Source organism: Domibacillus aminovorans, from assembly GCF_001643235.1.
Lineage (GTDB): Bacteria > Bacillota > Bacilli > Bacillales > Domibacillaceae > Domibacillus > Domibacillus aminovorans.
Genome location: NZ_LQWY01000034.1, coordinates 26,500 through 41,873 on the forward strand (window position 1 = coordinate 26,500; position 15,374 = coordinate 41,873).

Here is a 15,374-nt window from a genome sequence, read left to right on the forward strand (position 1 = left end):
CGTAGGACAATCGGCTTTTTCATTTTGGCCATGATCTTAGCGTGGTAAATGAAAGAATGCTGTCGTTACCCTAGTTTGCAGAACGAACATATACATATTATGTACGTTTCTTATCAGCATCGCACATAAGGGATAAAGGAAGTATTTATTCTTGATTTTGAAAAGCTAACTTTAAACCTAAACCAACATAGACTATACCGACTACCTTACCGATCCATTGTGAGTTTATACTATTTTTTAGAAATAACCGATTACCTACCAAACTCGCCAGCAGCACCAACAAAGTCGTATACAAGATGCTCATTAAAACAAAAGTTAAGCCTAAAATTAAAAGCTGAATTGTCACTGAAGATCCATCACTTTGGACAAATTGAGGTAAAAAAGCTAAGAAAAAAAGAGCCGTTTTAGGATTGAGCAGTTCGACTAATAAAGCCTGATGAAAAGATAAAGTAGAATTCACCTTTTTTGTGACGGGCTTCTCACCCTTTTTCGATTTTTCAATGAAAGCATTTATCCCTAAATAAATTAAATAGGCTGCACCTACATACTTAACGATTTCAAAGGCAAGTGCAGATGTCATTAAAATAGCAGAAAGCCCAAGAACTGCTGCGCAAGTATGGACTAAGTCACCGACAGCTATGCCCACTCCCGTTATCATCCCATTCTTCTTCCCGCCTTTAACAGTTTGAGAGATCGTTAACAGTACGGCCGGACCTGGGATCAGAAAGAGCATTAGAACAATTAATATAAAAGTGACCAAGTTTATCAAATCCTTTTCTTAGATTTTTGATTTAATGGCTAAACCATATTATTTATATTAACGCTTTAGTGTAATGGAGTTAACAGTTATTTCACTTTCCTGCAGCTTTAGAAGAGATGGCTGATATTTTTATTTATTTAGTACAGATGGCTGATAAGCTGGAAATAGACCTTGAGACAGAAGTCTATAAAAAGCTCGAAAAAAATGCAGAAAAATACCCCGTAAAATTGGGGAATCAGGAATGATTATATATAACAAAACTTCATCGAGTTTTTAAAATCATGTATTTGTAGGCCTCTTTTGTCTTTTCCAGATCTATAAAAGGAAGGGATCGCGATGACAACGTTACTGTGGGATTCACCTGATAAGCTGCGGGCACTTTTATGCGAGCTGGCCGGTTGGAAAAGCATCACGATGACAGAGGATGAGCGGCAATTTCCGATGAAGCTTCAGTCGAAATTGCAGAGTCTGGATTATTTTCATCAGTACCCGGAACACCTGACGCTGCATGCCGCGGACATGCGGCGGAAATTTGTGACGGCACTTTATAAACATCCGGACACATTGGATACAATCTGTCTAATTAGCCATTATGATACCGTCAGCACGGAGGAATACGGGGAGCTGGAGCCACTTGCCACACAGCCCGAGGAATTGACGGCTTACTGGATGGGAAACCCGAATGACTTGCCGGATGACGTGCTGGCAGACCTGCAGTCGGGAGAGTATTTATTTGGACGCGGGACAATGGATATGAAAATGGGGCTGGCTTTGCATATGCAATTGATTGAAAAAGCGAGTACAGAAAAGTGGCCAATTAATCTCTTGCTTTTGGCCGTGCCAGATGAAGAAGTGAATTCAGCCGGCATGCGCGCCGCCGTTCCCAAGCTGGTGGAACTGCAAAAAGAATTTGGCCTGACGTACAAGCTTTTTTTAAATAGCGAGCCTGTTTTTACGCAGGAACCAGGGGATACAACATGTAAAACTTATTCTGGTACGATTGGAAAAGTTATGCCGGGTGCCCTGTTTTATGGCCGGGAAACACATGCAGGTGAACCAATCAATGGACTAACTTCCCCCTACATCGCATCTTTCTTGACCCAGAAAATGGAATGGAATCCGTTGTTTCAGGAAACAGTGCTCGGCGAAAAGACGCCGCTTCCGATTACCTTACAGCAAAAAGATCTCCGCCTTGAATACTCAACTCAGACACCGTATCGCTCATCTGCGCTGTATAACGTATTTGTCATGAAGCAGACAGCAGAAGACATTATGACAAAGTTTGAACAGACAGCAATGGAGGCGGCAGACGAATGCAATAAAGCCTACACGAAGGTCTGTCGGTCCAATGAAGTGGAGCCGGTTAGTGAGGTGCGCGTGATCCGCTATGAAGAGCTGCTACGCTACTCTATTGAAAAGTTTGGGGCAGATTTTGTGGAAGAAGTAAAAGCGGATGTGTATACCTATGAAGAGTGGGATGACCGTGAAAAGTCATTTCGAATTGCCGATAAGCTTATTATCCAATCGCAGGAGTTGACACCAGCGATTATTTTATTATTTGCGCCCCCATTTTATCCGGCGGTCAATTCATCCGGCAATTCGCTCGTAGAAGAGGCAATTTTGCAGGTAACGAGTCTGGCAAAAGACGAATTCGACTTATTGATTGAACGCATGCATTATTTCAACGGTATATGCGATTTGAGTTATGTAAACGGAAGCAGTATGGATGCTGGATGGGAAGCATATGGACAAAATACACCCGTCTGGAAAGATATCTATTCGATTCCGTTTACAGAAATGATGGAGCTGCAAGCGCCTATTTTAAACATCGGACCGTTTGGAAAAGACGCCCATAAACGGACAGAGCGTTTGCATATGAAACATGCCTTTGAACAGCTGCCTTATTTGGTAGAGCAATTAATCAAAAACATAAAGCCTTGAGTTCTGAACTTCCCCCTGCCAGGGTAGACAGCTCTAAAAAGACTATGCAGCTATCGTGATTCGGTATTTTATCGGAGCTCGGTGGCTAGGTCATTTTTGGAAATGTTTATAGTTATAATAGTAAATATAACTCTCAACGGCTTGGATCAATTCCTTTACTATTTTAAATCAGTTAGATACAACATCTCCGATTTGAATAAGCAATAATGTCTGTAACCAGCGCTTCATTTTGCTTTTCGTATTATCTCAATAAAAATACGTGCTGTTTCTTCAACTATCGGGTCCGTTAATGAAATAGTAACACTAAATTTAAAAATATAGTGCTGAATCAATCATTAAAAAAGCAAATAAGAATTGGGGTTTTTCGGAATAATGTGTAGGAAAAGGATCACAGTCTGAACCCCAGTCCATTACGGATATTTGGTTGAGTATAGTATACTATTCATAAATAACTACTCGAAACGGTGATAAAAATGACGAGCAATTTTTCGTTTTTCCGAGGAAAATGGGATGTTCTTGCTAATTTAGCGGAGTCCGCGGAAAGAAATGTATATGTGGATCCACATACAACGTTAATGAAGCTGCGCTTATTTGCGGAAACGATGGCGAAATACATATTGGCATCTGAAAATATTCGTGAAGCCTATAATACGACGCAGGTGGATCGGATTAATACGTTGCGGCGCGAAGGGGTTTTGGAGCCTGAATTCATTGATCTGTTTGAGACACTGCGACGCAAAGGGAATCAAGCGGTTCATGAAGCGGAATATGGACAGGTGGAGGAAGCGAAAGCGATGCTGCAAATCGCTTTTCGTCTGTCTGCATGGTTTATGGAAGTGTACGGTGATTGGCATTTTCAAGCGCCTGAGTACGTTGAATACACGGATCAAGAGATAGATAAAATGGACACTCTTCAGCAAGAGTATGATGCTAAATTGCAACAACTTGAAAAAGAGTTGGAAGTCATTCGTCAAAAAGCAGAACAAGAGCAAAGCGATACGAAACAAGAGCGTAAACAGAAATCGAAAAAATTAGCACGTCGTCAGCAATTAACGGAAGCAGAGACACGTACGATTATCGATGAAAAATTACGATTAGCAGGGTGGGAAGCAGACACGAACGTGTTAAATCATTACACAAAAGGAACATTGCCGGAGAAAAATCGCAACATGGCGATTGCGGAATGGAAAGTAGGAAGCGGCAGAGTGGATTATGCTTTGTTTATTGGCTTGCGGCTTGTTGGGTTAGTAGAAGCAAAAGCCAAGCATAAAAATGTTCCATCTGTACTGGAAAGCCAAACGAAAACATATGCCAAAAATGTCACGCCAATTGAAAAGGAGCAGATTGTACCAACAACGAGTAACTATAAAGCGCCCTTTCTATATGCGACAAATGGCAGACCCTTTTTAAGACAGCTGCAAGAAGAATCCGGGATATGGTTTTGGGATTCTCGGAAGCAAATGGAGCATGCTCGACCGCTCGAAGGTTGGCACTCTCCTGAAGACCTTCAATTGCTTCTCAGTCAAGAGGACGATCGGGTGAATGAGCAGCTACAAGAAGAGGACGTGACGAAATTTGGCTTGAGACTTTATCAGCAACATGCGGTATTAGCTGCTGAAAAGGCGTTGCAAGAAGGTAAGCGAAAAATGCTGATTGCGATGGCGACAGGGACAGGGAAAACACGAACTGCTATTGCGTTAATGTACCGCTTGATCAAAGCGAAGAAGTGCCGTAGAATCCTATTTCTTGTTGACCGTAAAGCGCTCGGCAGACAAACCGAAAATGCTTTGAAAGATACCGAAATAGAAGGACTCCCTTTCTCGAGCATATATGATGTGAAATCAATGGAAGACATGTCGCCGGAAGTGATGACGAGAGTCCATATTGCGACGGTGCAAGGAATGGTTCATCGTCTATTTTATAGTGAAGATGACAGAATACCGAGTGTCGGACAATACGATTTTATCATTGTTGATGAAGCGCATCGTGGCTATACGAGTGACCGTGAAATGTCGGATGATGAATTACAATTTCGGGATCAGAACGATTACATTAGTCAGTACCGGCGAGTAATTGATTATTTTGATGCAGCTTGCTTAGGACTAACAGCGACACCCGCTCTTCATACGACCGACATATTCGGAATGCCAATCTTCAAATATTCGTACGGTGAAGGGGTACTGGATGGTTTCTTAGTCGATCACGAGCCGCCCTATTTATTTAAAACAGAGCTTTCTACTCTTGGGATTACCTTTGAAAAAGACGAGGAAGTCGAAGTATATGACGTAGATCAAGGTGAAATTCAACTTGAAAAAGTGGAAGATGCCATTCATTTTGAAGTGGAGCAGTTTAACAAACGAGTCATTACCGAACCGTTTAACCGAGCGATTTTGAATAAACTGGTTGAATACATTGATCCAATGGGAAAAGAAAAAACACTCATCTTTGCGGCAACGGATCAACATGCCGATTTAATTGTTCGTTTATTGAAAGAAGCCTTTCAAGAGCGGGGCGATGAAGTCGAAGATGATGCCATTGTTAAAATTACGGGCTATATTTATAAGCCGCTCGAATCAATCAAGCGGTTCAAAAATGAGCGGCTGCCGAATGTCGTTGTCACGGTGGACTTGCTCACAACCGGAATCGACGTGCCAGCTATTACAAACCTTGTTTTCTTACGACGGGTGCAGTCCCGTATTTTATATGATCAAATGCTCGGTCGTGCAACTCGTCTTTGTCCCGAGATCGGCAAGACACATTTTACTATTTATGATGCAGTCGGCATTTACGACAAGTTGCAAAGCTATACAGAAATGAAGCCGGTTGTGAAGCAGCAAAATCAAAGCATTGGTGAATTGTATGAGCGGCTGACCGATGCGGGGACCGATGAAGAAGCCAGCTTTTACAGTGAGCAATTGGCGGCGAAATTGCAGCGGCGTAAGCAACGATTGACGGAAGAAGATAAAAAGAAATTTGAAGAGCTGTCCAACGGCAAAAGCATTGATCAGTGGGCAAAAGAAGTTCAAGCCTATTCACCACAAGAAGCAAAGCAGGATTCAGTTTTGTTTGAATATATGGAAATGTACAGAGCGAAAGGCGAGAAACGGTACATTTCCAATCGAGAAGACAAAGTGACGGACGTGATAAGAGGTTATGGAGAAGGAAATAGTCGTCCTGAAGACTATTTGGATGGGTTTGTTCAATTTGTGAAACAAAATATGAACGAAATCCCGGCGCTTCAACTCATCTGCACACGACCGAAAGATTTAACGAAACAAGACTTGAGAGAGCTGATGACCATTTTGGAAACGAAAGGGTTTAAGCAATCCCATTTACAGACCGCCTGGAAGCAAGCGAAGAACGAAGAAATTGCGGCCGATATGATCAGTTTCATTCGCCAAGCCGCTCTCGGTGTAGCACTTGTGGATCACGAGACGCGTATTAAATATGCGATGCAAAAAGTATATTCATTTCATGAATGGACACCTAGACAGAAAAAATGGCTGGAGCGAATTGAAAAGCAACTCTTGTTGTTCCCTGTACTCGCTCCTACACCAGAAGATGCTTTTACGGAAGAGCCCTTTAAAAGCAGCGGTGGATACAAAGTGTTGAAAAGGGAATTCGGCGACTTAATTGATCCCATTGTGTTCACGATTAATGAGAATTTATATGCCAATTAATCCCAATAAGAAACGTGCCGCTATTCCGTGTAGCGGTGCTTTTTTACGATATAATGATGGAACTAGATGTTGGAGGCGTGAAAATGACAAACCAAGAGATTGTACAGAAGTTATGGAATTTATGTAATGTGCTGCGTGATGACGGCATTAACTATCAGCAATATGTAACAGAACTCACGTATTTGCTGTTTTTGAAAATGATGAAAGAACAAGACACAGAAGCGGCAATTCCAGAAGGCTGCCGCTGGGATGATTTAATCGAAAAAGAAGGACTGCCATTAAAGCAGTTTTATCAAAAGCTCCTTCTTGAACTAGGCAGCAGCGACAACAAACAGCTGCGTCTTATTTACAGCGATGCGTCGACAAGTATTGAAGAGCCAAAGAACTTGGAGAAGATCATTAAGTCCATTGATGCGCTTGACTGGTACAATGCGAAAGAAGAAGGACTCGGCGATTTGTATGAAGGATTGCTTGAGAAAAATGCGAGCGAGACAAAATCAGGAGCGGGACAATACTTTACACCAAGACCACTTATTGACGTTATGGTGCAATTAATTGATCCAAAACCCGGTGAGCGGTGCAATGACCCGGCAGCTGGTACATTTGGCTTTATGATTGCGGCAGATCGGTACGTCAAAGAAAAAACGGATAACTATTTTGATTTAGAAACGGTAGAAGCAGACTTTCAGAAAAAGGAAGCCTTTACTGGTATGGAACTCGTCAAAGACACGCACCGCTTAGCGTTAATGAATGCATTGCTGCACGATATGGAAGGACGCTTAGAACAAGGTGATACGTTGTCAAGTAACGGAAAATGGATGAAAAACTTTGATGTGATCCTCACCAATCCGCCATTCGGTACGAAAAAAGGCGGCGAACGTGTGACACGTGATGACTTAACATTTGAAACATCAAATAAGCAGTTGAACTTCTTACAGGTCATTTACAATGGGCTCAAAGATGACGGACAAGCACGTGCAGCGGTTGTAATCCCTGATAATGTCTTGTTTGAAAGCGGCATCGGTGCGCAAATTCGTCGTGACTTGATGAACAAATGTAACTTACACACCATTTTACGTTTGCCAACAGGTATTTTCTATGCACAAGGTGTTAAAACAAATGTCTTATTCTTCACAAAAGGAACAACAGACCAAGATAACACAAAAGACGTTTGGGTATATGACCTTCGCACAAATATGTCTTCATTTGGGAAACGTAATCAGTTAACGATGGCTCATTTTGAAAACTTCATGAAAGCCTATGTGGCAGAAGACCGTTCTCAAGTGGAAGATGAACGCTGGAACAAGTATACACGAGAAGAAATCGCGAAAAAGGATGACAGCTTAGATATCGGATTGATTGCTGATGACTCATTATCTGCTTATGAAAATCTGCCAGATCCAATTGATTCGGCAGAAGAAGCGATAATGAAACTTCAGCAGGCGATGGATTTATTAAATGAAGTTGTGGAAGAGCTTAGGGAAGTGGAAGAAGACAAGGTGGTCACGCAATGAGTAAGAAACAGAAGACCATCGAAGAACTGCTGGAAGAAGCTTTTGTGCCAGAGGAAGAGCAACCATATAGGGTGCCAAAGAATTGGGTGTGGACATATGTCGATACAATAGCACAAGAAATTAAAAATGGCACTACGGTTAAACAAAATAAAGATGGTTTGGGAGTAAAGGTAACGAGAATTGAATCCGTACAAAATAACGAGATTGACTTAAATAGAATTGGATATATTGAAGAAGTTAGCTCTGTTAAAGAGAAGGATTATTATCAACCTAATGATATTGTGCTAAGTCATATTAATAGTATAGAACATGTTGGGAAAACAGCTTTAATTAAGGGGAGTGATCTTCCTTTAGTGCATGGGATGAATTTATTAAAGATAGGACTTTTCAAGGAGAAAGTAGCTCCAGAATATGCTCAATACTATATGAGGTCCTATCAATTTAGAAAAGATGTGAGAGAAAGAGTCAATCGAGCTGTCAATCAAGTGAGTTTGAATCAAAAGAATTTAAAGACAGTCCCTATACCAGTAGCACCTTTAAATGAGCAAAAAAGGATTGCTGGGAAAATAGAGCGCCTTTTAAATAAAATGGAAGAAACAAAGCAGTTGATTGAGGAAGCGAAAGAAACGTTTGAACTTCGTCGAGCGGCTATTTTGGATAAGGCGTTTCGCGGGGAGCTAACAAATTCATGGAGATTAGAAAATCAAAATATTGAAGAGAATAAATCTATTCAAGTTTCCATATCAAACGACTCGACAATGCCTTATGAGATACCAGATACATGGAGATGGAGCACTCTAAAAGATATTGCTGAATTTAAGAATGGTTATGCATTTAAGAGCAAGGATTTTGTAGATCAAGGCATCCAGCTCATTAGAATGGGGAATCTATATAAAAATAAATTAGCATTAGAACGAAATCCTGTCTATTTGCCTAAAGAATATGATGTGAAAATTCTCGAGAAATACACCATTAAAAATGGAGATATTTTATTGTCCTTGACGGGAACGAAATATAAAAGAGACTATGGCTATGCGGTTAAAGTGGATGGAACAGATAAACCGTTACTACTTAATCAACGTATTTTGTCGTTAAAGCCTAAACGAATGGATGAGTATGTTTTCTACTATCTTCAATCATCTACATTTAGAAATACTTTTTTTGGTTTTGAGACAGGGGGAGTAAACCAAGGTAACGTAGGTTCTAAGGCAGTAGAATCTATATTAATACCAGTACCGCCACTAGATGAGGCAAAGGAAATTGAAAAGAAATTGGTTGCTATATTTAAAAAAGAAACAGACTCCTTGAAAATTCTACATGTTGAGGAACAACTGGAAACGCTAAAACAGACTATTCTTTCAAAAGCTTTCCGGGGTGAACTTGGTACCAACGATCCGAGTGAAGAAAGTGCGATTGAGTTGTTGAAAGAAGTGCTGCAAGACAAAGTGAAATAAAAGTCTCCAAAAAGCCTGAGAATATTTATGTCCTCGGGCTTTTTGCTTTGATTGATTTGTGTGATTTTAGAATACAGTGGAAATGAGTTTTATTCAGAAGTGAAATAAAAAACGTCAACCGCGAAATCATTGGCTTCAGCACGGGACAAAATAAAGTTAAATTGTTTCCGTTTTAATTTCAACAAGAATGGATAACGGTTCCGCTTACGACTGTTTCTTTTCCCATAAGGAATCAAGTTCTGGGAGGAGGAGGACACTTTCCTGTTCATTTGGATCCGTACGAGCAATCAGGGCTGTACAAGATTCAAATTCATCGGGATTATAAGGAAGATGGGGCGTACCTGCCGGAATATACAAAAAGTCTCCCTCGTCTACGTTCATATGCTGCTCAAGTTTCTCACCATACCACATGGCTGATTTCCCTTGAAGCATATAGATGGCTGTCTCGTGGTCTTGATGAAGATGTGCTTTTGCTCGTTGGCCCGGGGGAATCGTCAATAAATGCATGCAGATCCCTTTAGAACCGACGCTTTCTTTTGAGATGGCTCCTAAGTAGTCAAACCCCTGTTTGCCATGATATGTTTTGGCCGAACGAATAAGTCGGCAAGTAGATTCTGTATTCATATTATGTACCTCCAGTTCCATTAGATTAGAACAACATGAGTTGTTTCTACATAATCCATATTCGACAAGGACAGATTCATTCCTATCGCACATTTCAAATTGGATGATGGTTCTTTGTGTGGGGCTCCTGCTTGGCTTTGGGCTTCTTTCTTATCTTGCTTTTTTGGAAGAAGACTACTAAGTTAAAGATTAGGAAAGGGGAAAAACGATTTGACTAGAAAATATACAATTGGAGTAGATTTTGGAACGGAATCAGGAAGAGTATTATTGGTTGACGTCATGACTGGGGAGGAGATCGCCACTCACGTAACCCAATATAAACATGGAGTTTTAGACGAGGTATTGCCGAATGGAAAACCTCTTCAACAAGATTGGGCTTTACAACATCCAGGAGATTATTTAGATGTACTTTACCAATCAGTCCCTAAAGTAATAAGTATGGCGCAAATAGATAAAAGTCATGTCATTGGAATAGGAATTGACTTTACGTCGTCAACTATTCTTCCTTTAGACAAATTAGGAAATCCATTATGTTTTGATCAAAAATGGGAAAGCAATCCGCATAGTTGGGTGAAATTATGGAAACATCATGCGGCACAAGGTGAAGCAGATGAAATTACCCAGTTGGCAAAGGAAAGGGAAGAAGAATTTTTAAGCCTCTATGGCGGGAAAATTTCTTCGGAATGGATGTTCCCTAAAATCCTCCAAATCCTAAAAGAAGCACCAGAGATTTTTGAGGAAACAGACTTATTTATGGAAGTATGTGACTGGATCACCTCTCGATTAACAGACAATCTTATTCGTAGTAGTAATACATGCGGCTACAAAGCATTTTGGAGTAAGCAAAACGGGTATCCAGAGCCCTCCTTTTTTAAAGCGCTGAATCCTCGTCTTGAAAATATTTTAGAAACAAAAATGCGCGGAGCGGTTCAATCCATTGGCGAAAAGGCAGGAGAACTGACAGAAGAAATGGCCCAGCGTTTAGGGCTTTTACCGGGAACTTCTGTGGCTGTCGGAATTATTGATGCCCATGCAGGAGTAGCTGCAGTTGGCGCTGTGCGTCCAGGGCAGTTTGTGATGGCGATGGGGACATCTACTTGTCACATGCTGATCGCGGATAAAGAGGAAAAAATTGAAGGTGTATGCGGAATTGTAGAAGATGGAATCATTCCAGGCTATTACAGTTATGAGACAGGACAAGTAGCTGTAGGGGATTCTTTTGCTTGGTATGTAGATCATGCAGTGCCAAGTTATATCGTAAAACAAGCTGAAGAAGCAGGAAAGAGTGTGCATCAGTTATTGGAGGAAAAGGCATCCAACTATAAACCAGGACAATCTGGCCTTATTGCCTTGGACTGGTGGAATGGAAACCGTTCTGTCTTAGTAGATGCCAATTTATCCGGGACCATTGTGGGGCTTACATTAGCGACGAAACCGGAAGAAATCTATCGAGCCTTATTAGAATCGGCAGCATTTGGTACGAGAAAAATTATTGAAAATTATACGGAGGCTGGGATCGAGGTTAATGAAATTTTTGCGAGTGGCGGTTTGCCGCAACGAAATAAATTGCTTATGCAGATTTATGCCGACATTACGAATCGAGAAATTAAAATACCAGACTCTAATCAAACAACTGCTCTTGGTGCAGCCATGTATGCAGCCGTTGCAGCAGGAGAGCTAAGGGGCGGCTACAATACGATTTTCGAAGCAGCTGAGAATATGGCAAAAGTGAAAGAAGAAACTTTCCTTCCTATCGTGGAAAATGTGCGAATTTATGATGAACTTTATAAATATTATTTAGAGCTTCATGATTATTTTGGCCGTGAGAAGTATGAAATCATGCACGGCTTAAAAAAGATGAGAAGTCTAGACAACGAGGCGGAGTGACAGGAAATTAGAGGTACAGATGTAGATGAAATTGCCTGTTGTGATTCAATATGACGACCACAGGGCAACTAGTTTACAGATGATTTTCAAGCGGTGGGCGGGGATTTAGGTGAAATCGATGCGTTCACAGTGGCAACAGAAGACAAAGCCGTATTGGTATCGAGACGGGCGATACGTAGTCTTTCTCAATTCCGTGCCAAGACATTAGCGGATTTGAGAAAGAAAATGTCTCATTGTCAAAAAGGATCGAATCAATGGAAAAAATATCGGCAAGCAAGAATTCTTATCCGCAGTCCCAATAGATTAGAATAACATGAGTTGTTTCTACATAATCCATACGGCCAATATAAATGATGAAGAAATGTTTTAAATAATAAATGAAACGACACTGCTTCTGTGGCGGGGTATTTTATTAATGAATAGGACAGCGATGAACGGCCTGATAGACAGGAACGATCGGTGTCTGGAATCAAGTACAATGTGATAAGGTGCCTGAAAAAGGAGATACCTTCAAGCTAGATTCATACTTTTGGATCGTTTTGGAAAGGGAAATTTGGTTTCTCAGCAGCTGAATGCAGCTTCTATAGCCCACGGGTAATAAAAGAGCATGATTCCTAAATGGAATCATGCTCTATCTTAATCATAACTTATTTCTTTTTCAGTTTTTTGGCTTGTGCTAAGACAGAAGAAGCAATATTTTTCGCTTTTTCCCTGTTTTTTTCATCTTTCAGCATGTCACTCGCCGTTGATACGATCTTTTTTGAATTTTCTTTAAGACCCATTCATGTCACTTCCTCTTCTTTTTTATTTTAAATAAAAGGATCTATTTTCTCACCGGATCTGTTTGAAGCACATAACATTTGAAAATAGATAAGGAGACTCATGTAAACTTATCAAATCTGCTCGTAAAAGTACACTTTTACGAACGTTCGTCGATTCACCACCACAATTACGACCATTTTTGGTGCAATATATTCTGAAGAGGGCACATTTATTTCTATCGTAAAGCTAACAAATAAATAGACAAAGAAAACCCGGCCCACCCCAGCGGCCGGGTTTTTTGCCGTTCCCAAAAAACGTTTTTAAATTTCTTAAAACCAGATACAAACACATTGCTGGATGAAGCGTCTTTGAAACAGAAAGTAGAGTCAACAGGCGTCCTTGATCCGAATAAAAAGGTCGTTACGTATTGCGGCAGTGGGATTGCGGCAACGTGGAACGCCCTCGTATTAAACAAACTTGGAAAAAAAGATGTTACGATCTATGATGGTTCCATGACAGAATGGGCCACTGATCCTTCACTTCCTTTGGAAACTGGCGAATCTACAAAATGAAGTACTTACGATACAAGTAGAATCAAAACATACTTGAATAGGCATGATATGTATGTAAATTACTTATTTGAAGGAGTGTTAAATTTGGCTGATATGAAAATAAATGTGAATGCTGTTTGGGATGGCGGGGTAAAAGGGAATGGAACGCTTAGAGCAGAATCTCTTAATACAAAAATAGCTATACCAACAGCTAAAGGCGGCAGCGGGAATGGAGCGAATCCAAAAGAGGTTCTTGTCTCGTCCGTGACAACTTGTTATACAGCAATGCTTGTGTTTACACTTGAAAGTAGAAAACTGCCTGTAGCGGAACTTACGGTGAATTCTGAGGCAAACATATCTGATAATGAATTTAAAATTATCCATTATCCTCATATTGTTTTATCTGCTGGTGCATCAGAAGAACAAATACAATCAGCACAAAGAGCGATGGAAGCGGCAGATAAAGGATGCGAAGTTGGAAATTTGTTGAAAAAAGCAGATGTTAAAATTGAAATTCAAGGCAAAGTTTCCTCGAAATGAAGTGATCATCCAATAATTTAGGGAATTCATTTTGTAAGACCTATAAAATAAAAAGGGGACCCTTAAAATTTCTACCTTCTCATTAACGTGAAGGCAGCGATTCTGCTGTCTTTTTTATGTACGCAAACATAATATTCGTGTTTCTGCCTTAACGCCGAGTATGTTCGCGACGGAATTTGTCTCTAAAGAGAACGTTCAGGATCATGATTCGGAGAAGTTTATGCAGCCAGAGGATTTAGCGGACTATATGCTTGCTCAATTAAAATTGCATCCGCGTGTCTTTATTCCGTCTTCCAGTCTTTGGGTAACGAATCCATTTTAATAATGAATATTCTGTAATTTTAATGTTGACAATTTCAGTAAGAATTATTATACTTTGTGAAAATAAGAATTAAATTTTTCCGGAAAGCGAGTGAGAGAGATGACGAATCAGATTGAGAATACACAATTGAGTTTTGGACAAAAAGATGCGCCTGTAAAGGTTGAAGTATTTTTGAATTTAACGTGCCCTTATTGCGCTACATTTTTTGGCATTGCGGAGGATGTTTTAAAAGACTATTTAGATAATGAGCAAGTTGAGTTCATTGTCAAACATTATGACAAGCCGAGAGAGATGCTGCTAAATGGAACGTTAATCAACCTATTCCTCGATTATGAGAATCCATCGCGCGTAAAAGAAATCTTAAAGGAATTATTTGAAACACAAGGACAATGGGATCAATTGAATAATCAAGAAATCAAAAATGTATTAGCAGAAAAATATCAATTAAAAGAAGAACCGCAAAATACCGAAATTAGCTTGAACGTAACGGCAGAGGCCATCCGCAGAAATGTGAAAATGGTGCCTACTGTTTTTATCAATAACAAAGAATATCAATATCCTACAGAATTATCTGCGGATGAATTGAAAGCTGAAATCGAGGCGGCACTCACGAGTAAAGTAGTATAACTCATTCGCGCTCATTCCCGCGACTACATAATGAGAGCAATATGCCGGTTTAAAAACCCCTAACACAACAAAAAAACAGACAAGAGAGATGGACTTTCTCCTGCCTGTTTTTTTTGATTATTTCCACACGTCTTCTGCAATATCTTTAATGAAGTGCAGTTTCGCCCATTGTTGTTCTTCGGTTAAAATGATTCCTTCTTCTGTTGAAGCGAATGCGCATTGTGGGCTTAAGGCGAGCCGATCAAGCGGCACGTAATGGGACGCTTCTTGAATGTGCGTAATGATCTGTTCTTTTTCTTCAAGTTCCCCTGTTTTAGAAGAGACAAGACCGAGTACGACGTTTTTCTCTCCAGTAACAAATTGAAGCGGTGAATCCACGCCTTATAATCCCCATATAAAATCAAGGTGCCACCAGCTGCCGCAAGTATAAATCTTAAAAATGAAGCGATAAGACTTATAACCGTAGGAATTACGGGGATCGCCTAATCCATAACTGGGTGGGGTACGCTGCTGTTCTTAGGAATCCCTCACTTCAAACAACCTGTAAGGGTGTTAAGTGGTGGGTAGTTCAAACTTTAACATGTAGGAGCAGAACAAAGAGGGTGAAAAGGGGTTAAACGCTTCTTTTAGTTTGTTCCTAGTTCTATTGCCTATTTCATCTTAGGTCGTAAAGATGGCTTATTATCAAATATGTGGTATACTTAAAATTAAG

General features: G+C 40.3%; 12 protein-coding genes and 2 pseudogenes. 10 read left to right on the forward strand and 4 right to left on the reverse strand.

Annotated elements, in window-relative coordinates; all coding sequences use genetic code 11:
• Nucleotides 1-145: 145 nt before the first annotated feature.
• Complete coding sequence (locus AWH49_RS12010) at nt 146-733, reverse strand: LysE family translocator (RefSeq protein WP_342341790.1); 588 nt, start codon at nt 731-733, stop codon at nt 146-148.
• 143 nt (nt 734-876) lie between these two features.
• Here AWH49_RS12010 and AWH49_RS19270 point away from each other — a divergent pair, with 143 nt between their 5' ends.
• The 5 genes from AWH49_RS19270 to AWH49_RS12030 all read left to right on the forward strand — a co-directional run bounded on the left by AWH49_RS19270 (nt 877) and on the right by AWH49_RS12030 (nt 9,349).
• Complete coding sequence (locus tag AWH49_RS19270) at nt 877-1,005, forward strand: MazG-like family protein (protein WP_082862810.1); 129 nt, start codon at nt 877-879, stop codon at nt 1,003-1,005.
• Nucleotides 1,006-1,096: 91 nt separating this feature from the next.
• Complete coding sequence (locus AWH49_RS12015; protein ID WP_063965905.1) at nt 1,097-2,701, forward strand: M20/M25/M40 family metallo-hydrolase; 1,605 nt, start codon at nt 1,097-1,099, stop codon at nt 2,699-2,701.
• A gap of 473 nt (nt 2,702-3,174) precedes the next feature.
• The gene (gene hsdR, locus AWH49_RS12020) at nt 3,175-6,381 is read left to right on the forward strand and encodes a type I restriction-modification system endonuclease (RefSeq protein WP_063965906.1); all 3,207 of its coding nucleotides are present in this window, start codon (nt 3,175-3,177) and stop codon (nt 6,379-6,381) included.
• Between the two features lie 83 nt (nt 6,382-6,464).
• On the forward strand, nt 6,465-7,895 hold the full coding sequence (locus AWH49_RS12025) for a type I restriction-modification system subunit M (RefSeq protein ID WP_063965907.1): 1,431 nt from the start codon (nt 6,465-6,467) through the stop codon (nt 7,893-7,895).
• A complete protein-coding gene (locus AWH49_RS12030) occupies nt 7,892-9,349 on the forward strand; it encodes a restriction endonuclease subunit S (protein WP_063965908.1) in 1,458 nt (485 codons plus the stop codon). The genes AWH49_RS12025 and AWH49_RS12030 overlap by 4 nt, the downstream gene beginning before the upstream one ends.
• 204 nt (nt 9,350-9,553) lie before the next feature.
• On the opposite strand, the gene AWH49_RS12035 is transcribed toward AWH49_RS12030, so the two are convergent.
• Nucleotides 9,554-9,973 (reverse strand): cupin domain-containing protein, encoded by a 420-nt coding sequence (locus tag AWH49_RS12035; protein WP_063965909.1) that lies wholly within the window; start codon nt 9,971-9,973, stop codon nt 9,554-9,556.
• Nucleotides 9,974-10,183: 210 nt separating this feature from the next.
• Here AWH49_RS12035 and AWH49_RS12040 point away from each other — a divergent pair, with 210 nt between their 5' ends.
• Complete coding sequence (locus AWH49_RS12040; RefSeq protein WP_063965910.1) at nt 10,184-11,860, forward strand: ribulokinase; 1,677 nt, start codon at nt 10,184-10,186, stop codon at nt 11,858-11,860.
• Nucleotides 11,861-12,507: 647 nt separating this feature from the next.
• Here the strand turns inward: AWH49_RS12040 and AWH49_RS20985 are convergent.
• Complete coding sequence (locus AWH49_RS20985) at nt 12,508-12,642, reverse strand: hypothetical protein (protein ID WP_280512828.1); 135 nt, start codon at nt 12,640-12,642, stop codon at nt 12,508-12,510.
• A 330-nt stretch (nt 12,643-12,972) separates the two neighbouring features.
• Between AWH49_RS20985 and AWH49_RS20770 the strand changes: the two genes are divergently transcribed.
• The 4 genes and pseudogenes from AWH49_RS20770 to AWH49_RS12055 all read left to right on the forward strand — a co-directional run bounded on the left by AWH49_RS20770 (nt 12,973) and on the right by AWH49_RS12055 (nt 14,662).
• Nucleotides 12,973-13,194 (forward strand): sulfurtransferase, encoded by a 222-nt coding sequence (locus tag AWH49_RS20770; protein ID WP_342341789.1) that lies wholly within the window; start codon nt 12,973-12,975, stop codon nt 13,192-13,194.
• Nucleotides 13,195-13,287: 93 nt separating this feature from the next.
• Entirely contained in the window at nt 13,288-13,713 is a 426-nt protein-coding gene (locus tag AWH49_RS12050) for an OsmC family protein (RefSeq protein WP_244886833.1), read from the forward strand.
• Nucleotides 13,714-13,831: 118 nt separating this feature from the next.
• Nucleotides 13,832-14,035 (forward strand): annotated as a pseudogene (locus AWH49_RS20775) (short chain dehydrogenase); the annotation flags it as partial.
• A 99-nt stretch (nt 14,036-14,134) separates the two neighbouring features.
• The gene (locus AWH49_RS12055) at nt 14,135-14,662 is read left to right on the forward strand and encodes a thioredoxin domain-containing protein (RefSeq protein ID WP_034289563.1); all 528 of its coding nucleotides are present in this window, start codon (nt 14,135-14,137) and stop codon (nt 14,660-14,662) included.
• 117 nt (nt 14,663-14,779) lie between these two features.
• On the opposite strand, the pseudogene AWH49_RS12060 reads toward AWH49_RS12055, so the two are convergent.
• Nucleotides 14,780-15,031 (reverse strand): annotated as a pseudogene (locus AWH49_RS12060) (methionine synthase); the annotation flags it as partial.
• Nucleotides 15,032-15,374: the final 343 nt, after the last annotated feature.